Origin of the sequence: Saccharopolyspora gregorii (genome assembly GCF_024734405.1) — a bacterium.
In the GTDB taxonomy this organism is placed as follows: domain Bacteria; phylum Actinomycetota; class Actinomycetes; order Mycobacteriales; family Pseudonocardiaceae; genus Saccharopolyspora_C; species Saccharopolyspora_C gregorii.
The window spans coordinates 5,925,442-5,939,430 of record NZ_CP059556.1; the positions used below are offsets into that span (position 1 = coordinate 5,925,442).

At 70.3% G+C, this 13,989-nt stretch carries 14 protein-coding genes and 3 tRNA genes; 2 read left to right on the forward strand and 15 right to left on the reverse strand.

Annotation, left to right across the window (positions count from 1 at the left end; all coding sequences use genetic code 11):
- Positions 1-6 precede the first annotated feature (6 nt).
- From H1226_RS26010 to rplJ, 4 genes are all read right to left on the reverse strand, one after another.
- Positions 7-756, reverse strand: coding sequence for an MlaE family ABC transporter permease (locus H1226_RS26010; protein ID WP_224956703.1), 750 nt, complete (start codon positions 754-756; stop codon positions 7-9).
- Positions 757-815: 59 nt separating this feature from the next.
- Positions 816-2,174, reverse strand: coding sequence for an ABC transporter ATP-binding protein (locus H1226_RS26015; protein ID WP_258343698.1), 1,359 nt, complete (start codon positions 2,172-2,174; stop codon positions 816-818).
- Between the two features lie 488 nt (positions 2,175-2,662).
- The gene (gene rplL / locus H1226_RS26020) at positions 2,663-3,049 is read right to left on the reverse strand and encodes a 50S ribosomal protein L7/L12 (protein WP_258343700.1); all 387 of its coding nucleotides are present in this window, start codon (positions 3,047-3,049) and stop codon (positions 2,663-2,665) included.
- Between the two features lie 96 nt (positions 3,050-3,145).
- Positions 3,146-3,673: a 50S ribosomal protein L10 gene (gene rplJ, locus H1226_RS26025; RefSeq protein ID WP_224956899.1), complete on the reverse strand. Its 528-nt coding sequence runs from the start codon at positions 3,671-3,673 to the stop codon at positions 3,146-3,148.
- 363 nt (positions 3,674-4,036) lie between these two features.
- On the opposite strand from rplJ, the gene H1226_RS26030 reads away from it, so the two are divergent.
- The gene (locus H1226_RS26030; protein WP_258343702.1) at positions 4,037-4,864 is read left to right on the forward strand and encodes a hypothetical protein; all 828 of its coding nucleotides are present in this window, start codon (positions 4,037-4,039) and stop codon (positions 4,862-4,864) included.
- Between the two features lie 58 nt (positions 4,865-4,922).
- Here the strand turns inward: H1226_RS26030 and rplA are convergent, their stop codons facing one another.
- The 5 genes from rplA to H1226_RS26055 form a co-directional block, all read right to left on the reverse strand.
- Positions 4,923-5,636 carry a 50S ribosomal protein L1 gene (gene rplA / locus H1226_RS26035; RefSeq protein ID WP_224956901.1) on the reverse strand — a complete coding sequence of 238 codons (714 nt, stop codon included), beginning with the start codon at positions 5,634-5,636 and terminating at the stop codon, positions 4,923-4,925.
- Between the two features lie 71 nt (positions 5,637-5,707).
- On the reverse strand, positions 5,708-6,142 hold the full coding sequence (gene rplK / locus H1226_RS26040) for a 50S ribosomal protein L11 (RefSeq protein WP_224956902.1): 435 nt from the start codon (positions 6,140-6,142) through the stop codon (positions 5,708-5,710).
- Positions 6,143-6,312: 170 nt separating this feature from the next.
- A complete protein-coding gene (nusG, locus tag H1226_RS26045) occupies positions 6,313-7,314 on the reverse strand; it encodes a transcription termination/antitermination protein NusG (protein WP_258343705.1) in 1,002 nt (333 codons plus the stop codon).
- A gap of 82 nt (positions 7,315-7,396) precedes the next feature.
- Positions 7,397-7,786: a preprotein translocase subunit SecE gene (gene secE, locus H1226_RS26050; RefSeq protein WP_224956905.1), complete on the reverse strand. Its 390-nt coding sequence runs from the start codon at positions 7,784-7,786 to the stop codon at positions 7,397-7,399.
- Between the two features lie 33 nt (positions 7,787-7,819).
- Positions 7,820-7,892, reverse strand: a tRNA-Trp gene (locus tag H1226_RS26055).
- Between the two features lie 201 nt (positions 7,893-8,093).
- On the opposite strand from H1226_RS26055, the gene H1226_RS26060 reads away from it, so the two are divergent.
- Positions 8,094-9,332 carry a pyridoxal phosphate-dependent aminotransferase gene (locus H1226_RS26060; RefSeq protein WP_258343708.1) on the forward strand — a complete coding sequence of 413 codons (1,239 nt, stop codon included), beginning with the start codon at positions 8,094-8,096 and terminating at the stop codon, positions 9,330-9,332.
- A 158-nt stretch (positions 9,333-9,490) separates the two neighbouring features.
- Here H1226_RS26060 and H1226_RS26065 read toward each other — a convergent pair whose 3' ends face one another.
- The 6 genes from H1226_RS26065 to H1226_RS26090 form a co-directional block, all read right to left on the reverse strand.
- Positions 9,491-9,916: a MaoC family dehydratase gene (locus H1226_RS26065; RefSeq protein WP_224956907.1), complete on the reverse strand. Its 426-nt coding sequence runs from the start codon at positions 9,914-9,916 to the stop codon at positions 9,491-9,493.
- Entirely contained in the window at positions 9,913-10,377 is a 465-nt protein-coding gene (locus H1226_RS26070) for a MaoC family dehydratase N-terminal domain-containing protein (protein WP_224956908.1), read from the reverse strand. Before H1226_RS26070 ends, H1226_RS26065 begins: the two co-directional genes overlap by 4 nt.
- A 106-nt stretch (positions 10,378-10,483) precedes the next feature.
- Positions 10,484-10,648, reverse strand: coding sequence for a 50S ribosomal protein L33 (gene rpmG, locus H1226_RS26075; RefSeq protein ID WP_224956909.1), 165 nt, complete (start codon positions 10,646-10,648; stop codon positions 10,484-10,486).
- A 67-nt stretch (positions 10,649-10,715) separates the two neighbouring features.
- Positions 10,716-10,791 (reverse strand) — tRNA-Met (locus tag H1226_RS26080).
- A gap of 88 nt (positions 10,792-10,879) precedes the next feature.
- Positions 10,880-10,952: transfer RNA gene (locus tag H1226_RS26085), tRNA-Thr, on the reverse strand.
- Positions 10,953-11,085: 133 nt separating this feature from the next.
- Positions 11,086-13,716 (reverse strand): putative bifunctional diguanylate cyclase/phosphodiesterase, encoded by a 2,631-nt coding sequence (locus H1226_RS26090; RefSeq protein ID WP_224956910.1) that lies wholly within the window; start codon positions 13,714-13,716, stop codon positions 11,086-11,088.
- Positions 13,717-13,989: the final 273 nt, after the last annotated feature.

Here is a 13,989-nt window from a genome sequence, read left to right on the forward strand (position 1 = left end):
GCCCGCTCACATCCCCTTGGGCGGCACGACCTGCAGGTAGATCGTGGTCAGAATGAAGTTCACCGCGAACAGCAGCAGGAAGGTGATCACCACGGCCTGGTTCACCGCGTCGCCCACGCCCTTCGGCCCGGGCGGCGGGTTCAACCCGCGGTAGGCCGCGACCACGCCCGCCAGGAAACCGAAGATCAAGGCCTTGAGCTCGCTGATCCACACGTCCGGCAGCTGCGCCAGCGCGTTGAAGCTCGCCATGTAGGCGCCGGGCGTCCCGCCCTGCATGATCACGTTGAAGAAGTAGCCGCCGAGCACGCCGACGACGCTGACCATGCCGTTGAGCAGCACCGCCACCAGGATCGCCGCCAGCACCCGCGGCACCACCAGCCGCTGCACCACGGAGACGCCGAGCACCTCCATCGCGTCGATCTCGTCGCGGATCTTCCGCGAGCCGAGGTCGGCGCAGATCGCCGAACCACCGGCACCGGCGATCAGCAGCGCCGTCACGATCGGGCTGGCCTGCTGGATGATCGCCAGCACGCTTGCGCCACCGGTGAACGACTGGGCGCCGATCTGGCGGGTCAGCGAACCCAGCTGCAGCGCGATGACCGCGCCGAACGGGATCGCCACCAGCGCGGTGGGCAGGATGGTCACGCTGGCGATGAACCAGCACTGCTGGATGAACTCACGGAACTGGAACGGCCGGCTCGGGATGGACCGGACCACGTCCAGTCCCAGTGCGAACAACCGGCCCGTCTCGCGCAATGCTCCCGATCCCGGGAAGGATCGTGCGCTGCTCGCCCGCGATCGCGTGGGCGGTGCGCTCACTGCTCACCACCTTTGCGGCGTCCGAACCAGCGGCGGCGCGCGCTCACCGGTTCGTCATCGGGCTGGAAACCGGACTGCAGCGGCGGTTCCCCGCGCGGGCGGGGCCGCGGCGAGGGGCGCGCCCCGTGTCCGGGCTGGGCGGGTCCGTGCGAACCCGGGGTCTGAGCGGGCCTGCCCTGCGGAGCGGGCGCCGGTTGCTGCGGGGCGGCGTGCCGGGTCGCGGGGTTCGGCGTCGTCGGGTTCGGCGTCGTCTGCTCGGCCGGTCCCTGCGGCGCCTGCTGCGCGACCGCGGCGGGCTGCTGCGGTACCTGCGCGACCTCCCCCTGCGACAGGGTGCCGCTGCGCGTGCCCGCGGTCGCCGGGGATCCCTCGCGGATCCCGTAGCGCTCCCGCTCCTGCGGGGTGAGGCTCTTGAAGATCTCCTGCTGCGCCGACGGGGTCAGCGAACCGAGGTTCGCCATCACCCGGTCCTGCCTGCGCCGCACCGCGGTGCGCTCCGGCAGGCCCGGCGTCGCCTCCAGCTGGGGCATGATGTGCGGGACGCCCTGCTCCCCGCGCAGCTCGGCGAGCTCGGCGGCCGCCTGGCCGGCGTCCTTCTCCTCGCTCATCCCGATCGGGCCCTGCCTGCGGCCGTTGAGGAACTGCTCCACCACCGGTTCCGTCGAGGTCAGCAGCACCTCCCGCGGCCCGTACATCACCAGGTTGCGGCGGAACAGCATCCCGATGTTGTCCGGCACCGTGCGGGCCGTGTTGATGTCGTGCGTGACGATCAGGCAGGTCGCGTCGATCTGCGCGTTCAGGTCCACGATCAGCTGGTTCAGGTAGGCCGTGCGCACCGGGTCCAGGCCCGAGTCCGGCTCGTCGAACAGCAGGATCTCCGGGTCCAGCACCAGCGCCCTGGCGAGCCCGGCGCGCTTGCGCATGCCGCCGGAGATCTCGCCCGGCAGCTTGGTCTCGGCACCGAGCAGGCCGACCATCTCCATCTTCTCCATCACGACCTGGCGCACCTCGGACTCGTTCTTCCGGGTGTGCTCGCGCAGCGGGAAGGCGATGTTGTCGTAGAGGTTCATCGAGCCGAACAGAGCGCCGTCCTGGAACAGCACGCCGAACAGCTTCCGGATCTCGTAGAGGTCCTTCTCCGCGCAGTCGCAGACGTCGACGCCATCGATGAGCACCTTGCCCTGCTCCGGCTTCAGCAGCCCCACCAAGGACTTCAGGAAGACCGACTTGCCGGTGCCCGACGGCCCCAGCAGCACGCTGATCTCGCCGGTCGGCAGGGTCAGCGTCACGTCCCGCCAGATGGTCTGCGCGCCGAAGGACTTGGACAAGCCCTCGACCCTGACCTCGACACCCATCCGGCACCTCCGCGTTCCTTCGTTGGCCGCGTTACTCGCTGGCATCACTCCGCCAGGTGCAGTAGCGCACCCGAACGGGGAGCCTCGCATATGTGACTCGACTAACCGACGTCAGGAGCGTCACACCTAGGCAACGAGCGAGACGCGCACAGGTTACTCACGAGTTCAGTTGGATTCCCAGAGCGCGGCGCAAACCGTTCCGAACTGTCCGGATTCGTGGTTTCGCAGACCGAAAAAATCAATGGAATGTGCACGGACCGCAAAAAGGCGGGCACCCGGGGTGGGTGCCCGCCTTCTCGTGCCAGTCGCGGAATGATCTCTTCAGCTCGGGCCGGGCGGACGTGGAGATCCAGTGCACGGATCTCCCGCGACGATCGTTATCCGATCGATTCGCGGACCGCCCGGCGCCCTCCGCTGAGCATTCCGGTTCGCGGCGGAAGTGCATGCCGACCGTGACACCGCGTGAACGGTGCCCGGCCGGCGGGAGATCACTTCAGGGTGATCTTGGCGCCGGACTCCTCCAGCTTGGCCTTGGCCTCGTTGGCCTTGTCCTTGTCGACCTTCTCCAGGAGGGCCTTCGGGGCGCCCTCGACGAGCTCCTTGGCCTCCTTCAGGCCCAGACCGGAGACGACCTCGCGGACGACCTTGATGACCTGGATCTTCTTGTCGCCGGCGTCCTCGAGGACGACGTCGAACTCGTCCTGCTCCTCGGCCTCGGCGGCAGCGCCACCGGCGGCCGGGGCGGCCACGGCCGCGACCGGGGCGGCGGCGGTGACGTCGAAGGTCTCCTCGAACTGCTTCACGAACTCGGAGAGCTCCAGCAGCGTCATTTCCTTGAAGACGTCCAGCAGCTCGTCGTTGCTCAGCTTGGCCATGACGGCGTTCCTTTCAGATCTGCGTCCGCCTCGGCGAACGGGTGCGATGTGCGGGCGGAATCCCGGCGCGCGCGCAGCGTTCCGGGCCGGGACGGATCAGGAGTCCGACTCGGCGCCCTTCTTCTCCTGCAGCGCGGCGGCCAGGCGCGCGACCTGGGACGCCGGAGCGGCGAACAGGCCTGCGGTCTGGTTCAGCTTGCCCTTCAGCGCGCCGGCCAGCTTGGACAGCGTGACCTCGCGCGAGTCCAGGTCGGCGATCCGCTCGACCTCGGAAACCGAGATCGCGCGGCCGTCCATGTAGCCGCCCTTGATCACCAGGGCCTGGTTGTCCTTGGCGAAATCGCGGAGCGCCTTCGCCGCGTCCACCGGCTCGCCCTCGATGAAGGCGATCGCGGTGGGGCCGACGAACAGGTCGTCGAGGCCTTCGACCCCGGACTGCTCGGCGGCCCGCTTGACGAGCGTGTTCTTCGCGACCCGGTAGGTCGTGCCCTCGCCCAGGGCGGTGCGCAGCTGCCCCAGCTGCGCCATGGACAGCCCGCGGTACTCGGTCACCACGGTGGTGGTCGCGGTGTTGAACCGCGAAGCGATCTCTTCGACCGCGTCGACCTTCTCCGGCTTTGCCATGTCGCCTCCTCTCTTCGATCGACTCGGAATCCCGCGAAAGCGGATTCGTAGCCGGTTGACGATCCCGAGGAGACGAAAAACGCCCCGGCGCAGCAGGCACGGGGCGGAAACTCAGCACCGGCGCGCATGCGCGCTCAGGTGCGGCCACGTCCTCCTGCGCGGGCCGCCCGCATCGCAACGGGACCTTCGTTTCCGCGCATCGCGAGCGACGCGTGGAAAGACCAGCGGTCTTGGGTGGAACTGCGACCAGAGTACTGCACCCCCGCGGCAGCTCGGACGGCACCCCCGCAGGTGGGCGGCCCGCCGCGTCCGCCGCGGCGCGGGACGATCACCACCCTTGCCCGGCACGGCAAGATGTCATTCGTGGCCGACCCGAACGAGTCGCACCGCGACGACCGAACCCCCCGCCCGGACGCGACCCCCGAAGTGGTGGACGCCGAACTCGTGCCGGATCCGCCGCGCACCCCGCCGGTGAGCGCGCCCGCACCCGACGACGAGCAGGCCCGGCAGTACGAGCAGTACCAGCGGTTCCTGGAGTTCCAGCGGTTCCAGGAGTGGCAGCGCGGGCAGGACGGCACCGGCGCGCCGGACGCACCACCGCCCCCACCGCCCGCCGCGCCGCAGCAGCCGCAGGGCAGGCCGTGGTGGAAGAAGGCGCTGGTCCTGCTGTGGTCGCTGCTGCGGCCGCTGCTCGGGAGGCTGCTGTTCCTGCTCGTGACGGTGGCGCTGGTCGTGCTGCTGCTGTTCTGGCTGCTGTCCGAGCTGCTCGGTGGCGTCACCGGCGGTGGCGGCGGAGGCGGTGGGACCGGCGGCGCTCCGCCGGACGCCGCGCCCGTCACCCCGCCGTCGCCGCAACGCGTCGTCCGCGCCTTCTACGGCTACGTCGCGCACCAGCCGGAGCAGGTCTGCGCGCTGTTCACCCCTGAAGGCGGGAACGCCTTCGCCTACTACTCGCAGACCGCCGACTGCGCCGCCGCCGCGGTCGCGGCGCACGAGAAGGTCACCGAACCGAACTCGTTCAGCAGTCCGCGCTTCACCAACGACGTCATCCAGGAGAGCGAGGGCACGGCCGTCGTCGACTCCTGCGCGCTGAGCGTGTCCGGTGGCCCGCCGCTCGGGAAGTTCAGCATGTCCCACCAGCCCAACGGCGGCTGGCAGATCGACAACTACGAACCCGCCGCCTGCTCCTGAGAACGCGAAAGCGGGCCGCCCCCGGAAGGGGACGGCCCGCTCGCAGCGGAAGTCCGCGTCAGGCAGGAGCCTCGGTGAGGTTCCGGGTCAAGCTCGGGTCCACCGGGATGCCCGGGCCCATCGTCGTCGTGAAGGTGACCTTCTTGACGTAGCGGCCCTTGGAGGTGGACGGCTTGGCACGCAGGATCTCGTCCAGCGCGGCCGCGTAGTTCTCCACCAGCTGCGTGGTGTCGAACGAGGCCTTGCCGATGATCAGGTGCAAGTTGGCCTGCTTGTCCACCCGGAAGCTGATCTTGCCGCCCTTGATCTCGGAGACGGCCTTCGTGACGTTCGGGGTGACGGTGCCGGTCTTCGGGTTCGGCATGAGGCCGCGCGGCCCGAGGACTCGCGCGATCTTGCCGACCTTCGCCATCTGGTCCGGGGTGGCGATCGCCGCGTCGAAGTCGAGCCAGCCGCCCTGGATGCGCTCGATGAGGTCTTCGGAGCCGACCGCGTCCGCGCCGGCGGCCTCGGCCTCAGCGGCCTTGTCCCCGGTGGCGAACACGATGACCCGGACGGTCTTGCCAGTGCCGTGCGGCAGGTTCACGGTCCCGCGGACCATCTGGTCGGCCTTGCGCGGGTCGACGCCCAGACGCAGGGCCACCTCGACGGTGGGGTCCATCTTGACCTTGGCGGTCTTCTTGGCCAGCTCGACGGCCTCCAGCGGCGCGTACAGCCGCGCGCGGTCGACCAGCTCGGCGGCCTGCTGATATGCCTTGCTGCGCTTAGTCATTCTCTGTCCTTAACGGTGGATCAGTCGTGGTCGCGTAGGGCTGCGCGAGCCCTCCCACACGTGCCGGTTCGTCAGCCTTCGACGGTGAGACCCATCGACCGGGCGGTGCCGGCGATGATCTTCGAGGCCTGGTCGAGGTCCTTGGCGTTGAGGTCGACCATCTTGGTCTGCGCGATCTCGCGGATCTGGTCCGCGGTGACCTTGCCGACCTTCGACTTGTGCGGCTCGCCGCTGCCCTTCTGCACACCCGCGGCCTTCAGCAGCAGCTTCGCCGCCGGCGGGGTCTTCAGGTTGAAGGTGAAGGAGCGGTCTTCGAACACGGAGATCTCGACCGGCACCACGTCGCCGCGCTGGCTCTCCGTGGCGGCGTTGTAGGCCTTGCAGAACTCCATGATGTTCACGCCGTGCTGGCCCAGCGCCGGGCCGACGGGCGGAGCCGGGTTGGCCTGGCCTGCCGAGATTTGCAGCTTGATGATCGCTGCGAGCTTCTTCTTCTTGGGCGGCATCTCTAGCTTCCTAGTGTCTTCGGTGTCCGTTCGCCCGACCCGAGGACGGGCCGGGCACGGGCGGGGACCACGACGGTGGCGTCGCCCGTTCCCGCGGCAGGTCCTGCCAGAGCCTGCCGCAGCCGCCGGAATCCCCTCGTCGGCCCGTCGCCGGGCTTCCGGGGAACCGGTCAGATCTTGGAAACCTGGTTGAACGACAGCTCGACCGGCGTCTCCCGGCCGAAGATCGACACCAGCACCTTGAGCTTCTGGTTGTCGGCGTTGACCTCGCTGATCGTCGCGGGCAGCGTGGCGAACGGGCCGTCCATGACGGTGATCGACTCGCCGACCTCGAAGTCCACCTCGACCGAGGGCTTCACGGACGCGGCGGGCTGGGCGGCCTTCTTGCCCTGCTCCGGCTTCGCTTCCTTCTCCGCCTGCGGCGCGAGGAACTTCAGCACGTCGTTGATGCCCAGCGGCGAAGGCTGCGAGGTCGCACCGATGAACCCGGTGACACCCGGGGTGTTGCGGACCGCGCTCCACGAGGCGTCGTTGAGCTCCATGCGAACCAGGATGTAGCCGGGCAGCACCTTGCGCTGCACCAGCTTGCGCTGGCCGTTCTTGATCTCGGTGACCTCTTCGGTGGGCACCTCGACCTGGAAGATGTAGTCCTCGACGTCCAGCGTCTGGGCGCGGGTCTCCAGGTTCGTCTTGACCTTGTTCTCGTAGCCGGCGTACGAGTGCACGACGTACCACTCGCCCGGAGCGCGGCGCAGCGCGGCGCGCAGCTCCTCGACCGGGTCGACCTCGGCCTCTTCCTCGGCTTCGGCTTCGGCTTCCTCGGCGCTCTCGGCTTCGGCTTCCTCGGCGCTCTCGGCTTCGGCTTCCTCGGCGCTCTCGGCTTCGGCTTCCTCGGCGCTCTCGGCTTCGGCTTCCTCGGCGCTCTCGGCTTCGGTGCTCTCGGCGCCGTCGTCCTCGGTGGACTCCGCGGACTCGGCCGCTTCGTCGGTCGCCGCGTCGTCCGCCGAGGTCTCCTCGTCGGCGCCGGTGGTCGAACCGGTGTCCTCGCCGGAGTCGGCGCCGCGAGCGGAGTCGACGTCGTCGGCCACCGCCGACTCCTCGGCCTCGGCCGGCGCACCGGTCCGGCCGGTCAACTCCTGGTCCTCGTGGGAGGTCCCGTCTCCTGAGGTCACAGTGGGTCTCGCTTCCTCTCGTGCGTTATGCGCCGGGTCGATGGCGCGACAGCGGCCCGCTGTTCGCCGCGGGCCGTGGCGCTCAGCCGAACAACCAGAGCACGCCCTTGGCGAACAGCACGTCCAGGCCGGCGACGAACGCCACCAGAATGCTGACGAACACGAGCACCACGAGCGTGTAGGTGATCAGTGCCCGGCGTGTCGGCCAGATGACCTTGCGCAGCTCGGCGACGACCTCGCGCAGGAAGCGCCACACCTTGCGGAACGGCGAGACCCGACCCTTCCGGCCGTCTCGCGACGGAGTCGGCCGACCCTTCGACTCAGTTGTGCGGGTGGCACCGGAGTCCGGCCCGCCCGCACCGCCCTGCCGGGCGGAAGCGCGGGAGGCGCGACGCTCGCGTCGTGCGGCGGCGCTGGAGGGCTGAGCGGCATCCTGCTGCTCGTCCGGCCCCTGCTCGCGGTCGTCGCTCACGCCTGCTTCCTCCGCTCACCGTGTGCATCGACGCAGGGGTGACAGGACTCGAACCTGCAACCTGCGGTTTTGGAGACCGCTGCTCTGCCAATTGAGCTACACCCCTTCGCGACCGTCGGCCGCGTCGGAACACACCATACGCCAGCCCCGAAACCGGCCTACGCCGAGTTCGGGTGCGGGTGTACCGGCATCCCAAGACGGGAAGTGTACGGGATCGCTCCGCACCTCCTGCACGGGCGGTCCGACAACGGCGAACCCCGAGGCGGGGAGCGTGCCGCCCCGGTTCGCGCTCTGCGAAGATGTTCCCATGTCAGCACCACTGGACCAGTCTGAGTCAGGCACCTCGAAGCGGCGCGTCTCCGCCCGCGTCGGCGGCATCAGCGAGTCCGCGACGCTCGCGGTCGACTCGAAGGCGAAAGCGCTCAAGGCGGCCGGGCGGCCCGTCATCGGCTTCGGCGCCGGCGAGCCCGACTTCCCCACCCCGCAGCCCGTCGTGGACGCCGCGATCGCGGCCTGCGCCGACCCGCGCAACCACCGCTACAGCCCCGCCGCGGGCCTGCCGGAACTGCGGGAGGCGATCGCGGCGAAGACCCTGCGCGACTCCGGGCTGACCATCGACCCCAGCCAGGTGCTGGTCACCAACGGCGGCAAGCAGGCCGTCTACCAGGCGTTCGCCACGCTGCTCGACCCGGGCGACGAGGTGCTGCTGCCCGCTCCCTACTGGACGACCTATCCGGAGGCGATCGAGCTCGCCGGGGGCGTGCCGGTCGTGGTGCCCACCGACGACACCACCGGGTTCCTCGCGAGCGTCGAGCAGCTGGAGGCCGCTCGGACCTCGCGCACCAAGGTCCTGCTGTTCAACTCCCCGTCCAACCCCACCGGTGCCGTGTACCCGCCGGAGCAGGTCCGGGCCATCGGCGAGTGGGCGGTGCGCAACGGGATCTGGGTCATCACGGACGAGATCTACGAGCACCTGGTCTACGGCGACGCCGAGCACGTCTCGATCGCCGCGCAGGTCCCGGAGCTCGCCGACACCTGCGTGATCCTCAACGGCGTCGCGAAGACCTACGCGATGACCGGCTGGCGGGTCGGCTGGATGATCGGCCCGAAGGACGTGATCAAGGCGGCCGCGAACCTGCAGTCGCACCTGTCGTCGAACGTGGCGAACGTGTCGCAGCGGGCCGCGCTGGCGGCGGTGAGCGGATCGCTGGACGCCGTCGCCGACATGCGCGCCGCGTTCGACCGGCGCCGCCGCACCATCGTCGAGATGCTCTCGGCGATTCCGGGCGTGACCTGCCCGGAGCCCGAGGGCGCCTTCTACGCGTACCCGTCGGTGCAGGAGCTGCTGGGCAAGGAGATCCGCGGCGCCCGCCCGAAGACCAGCGCGGAGCTCGCCGAGCTCGTGCTGGAGCAGGCCGAGGTCGCCGTGGTGCCCGGGGAGGCCTTCGGCACCCCCGGCTACTTCCGGCTGTCCTACGCGCTGGGCGACGAGGACCTCGTGGCCGGCGTGCAGCGCGTCGCCGACCTGCTCGGCGAGGCGAAGTGAGCCGGGCCGAGCGGGGCGGTCCGATGATCGCCCCGCTCGGCCGGAGCCGGCGCGCGGCCCCTTCCGAGGGCTGAACCGCCCCCAGGGCCGCGCGCGGGCCGTGATCCTCTCCCGGCTGCCGGGCCGCGGCCACGACGCCGCTCGGAGCCGATCAGCCGCTATTCCGGCAGCCGCACGACGGCGTTGGCGCCGCCGAGGACCGACTGGTCGTCGCTGCGGGCCGTGATGAGCACCTTCGCGGTGCCGTCCTCGTTCACCGCGGACACCTTGCCGCTCAGCTCCACCCGCGCCCCGACCCCGTCGTCCGGGACCACCACGGGGCGGGTGAACCGCACCGAGCAGTCCACGATCGCCGCCGGGTCGCCGGTCCACTCCGACACCAGCCGACCGGCAAGCGCCATCGTGAACATCCCGTGCGCGATCACGTCGGGCAGGCCCACCTCGGTGGCGAACCGCTCGTTCCAGTGGATCCGGTTGAAGTCCCCGGACGCGCCCGCGTACCGCACCAGGTCCTCGCGGGTCACCGCGACGCTCAGCGCGGGCAGCTCGTCGCCCTTGGACACCTCGGACAGCCGCACCGTCATGCCTGTTCCCCCTGCTCCGCCGTACCGCGCGCCACCAGCGTCGAGATCGCCGTGCACACCGGTTCGCCGTCCGCGGTGGCGATCTCGGCGCGCACCGTGAGGAAGTCGTTGCCCGCGCGGGCCTTGATGTCGTCCACGACCACCGAGGTGCGCAGCACGTCCCCGGCCCGGATCGGGCGGTGGTGGGTGAAGCGCTGGTTGCCGTGCACGACCTTGCTGTAGTCCAGCCCGAGCGCGGAGTCGGCCACCACCGCGTCGTGCGCGCGCATCGAGAGGATCACCGCGAACGTCGGCGGGGCGATCACGTCCGGATGTCCGGCGGCCTGCGCGGCCGCGGCGTCGCGGTGCAGCGGCGAGGAGTCCTTGATGGCGTCGGCGAACTCGCGGATCTTCTCGCGGCCGACCTCGTAGGGCTCCGTGGGCGGGTATTCACGTCCGATGAATGACTGGTCTAGCGGCACCAGCGCAGGCTACCGACCGCACCACCGGACTCCGGCACCAGACGCGAAGAACCCGCCGCGGCCAGCAGGCCGGGCGGGTTCTCCGAGTCCGTCGGGAGCGCTGTGGTCAGCGAGTCTCCTTGTGGGTGCGGTGCGTACCGCAGTGGGGGCAGAACTTCTTCATCGCCAAGCGGTCCGGGTCGTTGCGCCGGTTCTTGTTGGTGATGTAGTTGCGGTTCTTGCACTCCTCGCAGGCCAAGGTGATCTTGGGGCGAACGTCGGTGGCGGCCACGGAGGTGCCCTTCCTCTCTCGTACTGCGTCCTAGGAGGCTCGCTCGACAGGCGTGGGCGAACCGAAGTGGTAGCGGTGGCCGGACTTGAACCGACGACACAGCGATTATGAGCCGCTTGCTCTACCGACTGAGCTACACCGCCGAGGACAACCTGACAGGTTCTTCACCGAGGTTACCTCATGCAAAACAGCCGCAGCACCCAGATACCCGAGCACCGCGACTGTTTTCCGAGCCCCAATACGGAATCGAACCGTAGACCTTCTCCTTACCATGGAGACGCTCTGCCGACTGAGCTATTGGGGCATGTCCTTGCGGAGCGATTAGAACTCTACACACCCGCCGAACCGGCCTTGCGACGGGGGTCCTCTTTCGGGGTAGTCCCAGCTCAGCGGGCGCTTCTCGACCGCAGGAGCCGGGATCCGGCCACCGCGGACGATCAGTGCACCAGTGTGAGCACCGTCTCGGACTTGGCGCCGCGGGCCTTCACCGTCCGGGCCTGCAGCCACGCCTCCAGCCGGTCCTCCGGCAGCGGCCGCGAGATCAAGTAGCCCTGCGCGATGTCGCAGCGCATCCCGACGAGCTGGTCCCGGGCGGCGTCGTCCTCCACGCCCTCGGCGACCACGACCAGGTCCAGCGAGTGCCCGAGTTCCACGATGGTGCGCACCACGGCCATGTCGCTGAGATCGGTGCCCATGCCGAGCACGAAGCTCTTGTCGATCTTCACCTCGTCGACGGGCAACGTCCGCAGGTACGCCAGCGAGGAGTAGCCGGTGCCGAAGTCGTCCACGGCCAGCACCACGCCGAGCGCGTGCAGCCGCCGCAGCACCGGCATGGAGCGCTCCGGTTCCTCCATCACGGAGGACTCGGTGAGCTCGAAGGTGAGCAGCTCCGGCGGCACGTCGTGGCGGCGCAGCGCCTCCGCGACCCGGTCCGGGAAGGACTCGTCGTTGAGGTTGCGCACGGACAGGTTCACCGCGACCGACATCCGCAGGTCCCGGTCCATCCACTCCCGCACCTTGATCAGCGCGCGTTCCATCACGAAGGACGTCAGCGCGTCGACCAACCCGGTGGCCTCGACCACCGGCACGAACTCGTCCGGGTCGAGCCGGCCGTACTCCGGGTGCCACCAGCGCACCAGCGCTTCGGCGCCGACGACCTGCCTGCCGGGCAGCGCGACCTTCGGCTGGTAGTGCACTTCGACCTGGCCGGTGTCCAGCGCCTGCCGGAACTGGGTGACCAGCTGGAAGCGGCGCAGGAACACCTGGCCCATGGCCGGGGCGTAGCCGCGGACCACGTCCTTGGCGTTGCGCGCCGCGCGCACCGCCACGTCGGCGTGCTGCAGCAGCGTGTCGATGTCGTTCTCGGCCTCCGCATCGGCCGGAGCCGAGGAGGAGAAGCCCGCGACGCCGCCCGCCTCCACGACGAGCCGGTCCAGCGGGTACGACTCCCCGATGACCTCGCAGAGCCGGGTACCGACCGCGTGCGCCTGCTCCTCGGTGTGGTCGATGAGCAGCACCGAGAACGAGTTGGCCTCCAACCGGGCCAGCGGCACCTCCGGCCCGAGCTCGCCGAGCATCCGCTGTCCGGCGGCGACCACGATCCGGTCGCCCCAGGTGTAGCCGAGCGCTTCGCTGACCGTGGTCAGCAGGTCCAGGTCCACCCGCAGCACCACCGCGGTCCGCCCGGCGCGCAGCTCCTCTGCCGCCATCTCGCGGAAGCCCGCGCGGTTCAGCAGCCCGGTGAGCAGGTCGTGGTAGGCGTCGTGGCGCAACCGCGCCAGCAGCCGCCGGTTGTCCATCGCGGTCGCCAGGTGGCTGGCGAGGGTGTGCAGCAACCGCACGTCGGCGCGGCCGAACCCGCGCCACCGGCTGACCCGGTCGTGCGCCTCCACCGCGCCGAGCAGCTGGTTCGCGCCGCGCAGCGGCACCACCAGCGATTCGTAGGCGCCGCGCATCCGCAGCGCGCGGCGCACCTCGTCGGGCGCTTCGAGGGTGCGGAAGGACCGCACGTGGCTGCCCGGCAGCTGCAGCAGCGGGTCGTCGCGCAGCGCGTGCGGCCCCGCGATCCGGGCGGCTTCGGGGAGCGGTTCGCCCGCGACGAGGGTGCTCACCTCGCCGCGCGGGTCCAGCCGCAGCCGCAGCACCACGCGGGTGGCGTTGAGCTGTTCGCGGATGCGTTCCGCGACCGGTTCCCACTCGGTGACGGAGGTGGTGTCGTCCTCCGGTTCGGAGGGGTTCCGCACGGCGGCCTGGCCGGATCTGGCGACGCTGAGGCTCACGTCGCTCAGCGCCTCCAGGTCGCGCTGCTCGCGCAGCAGCCCGGAGTAGGCGCGGTAGAGCCCGACGACGGCGACCGCGACCAGCGCCACCAGCAGCCAACCCCAGCGGGTGCTCTTGGCGACCTCGTAACCGATCAGTCCGACCGAGGTGTTAAGCAGGCCGACCGCGAGGGTGCGCACGGACAACCGCCCGGCGGCGCTGACCCGCATCGCCCCGCCGAGCACGTGCAGCGCGGCGAGCGCGAAGGCGCAGCTGATCAGCGGGGAGGTGAGGGTGCCGACGACCGGGCCGAACCAGTCCGGGGCGGTCTCCGGCAGGGAGCGCTGCACGGCCGTGGCGACCGCGAAGGGGACCGCGATCTCCAGGCACAGCACGCCCGCGTTGTAGACGACGTGGGTGGCGGCGCGCCGCCCGACCTGGGCGCCGAGCCCCGCGAGCAGGTTGGCCGCCAGCACCACTTCGAACGGCGCGGTCAGCAGGCCGAGGATCAGCGGGATCTCGGTGAAGGAGATGGTCCAGCCGACGCGCTTGACGTCGACGTCGATGGTGAGCTGCTCGGCGACGAGGAAGCCGATGGCCAGCAGCGGCCCGATGTAGAGCAGGCTGGCGTCGTAGCGGAACTCCAGCGCGGAGGACGTCAGACCGGAGACGAGCAGTCCGACCAGGAGCGTGACCGCGGAGAACGCGGTGAACACCCGCCGACGCGCCGGATCGACCTCGGCCCGCACCGGCGGACGCGGGGTGTCCAGCGTCGCCTCCGGATCGAGGGTGTGGTGACTCTCGATCATCCACCCTCCTCCTGCCCGGCGACACGAATGTCGCACCGGATTGCCGAGCCGATCGTGACTCACGACGGGCACGGTTGGCCAGGGCCGAGCGGCCCGCCGAGCGCCGTCAAGATCCTTTTTCCGGGCGACCGGCGCGCGGTGCGCGCTCGGACCACCTGCGCAGACATCGAACTGACCAGCGGCTTCGACCAGTACCATCCTGGCCGCTGCGGTGCCGCCACGTCCCGACGACCCGGCCGCGGGCGATGTGAAAAAGGCCGCAGCAACCGATCA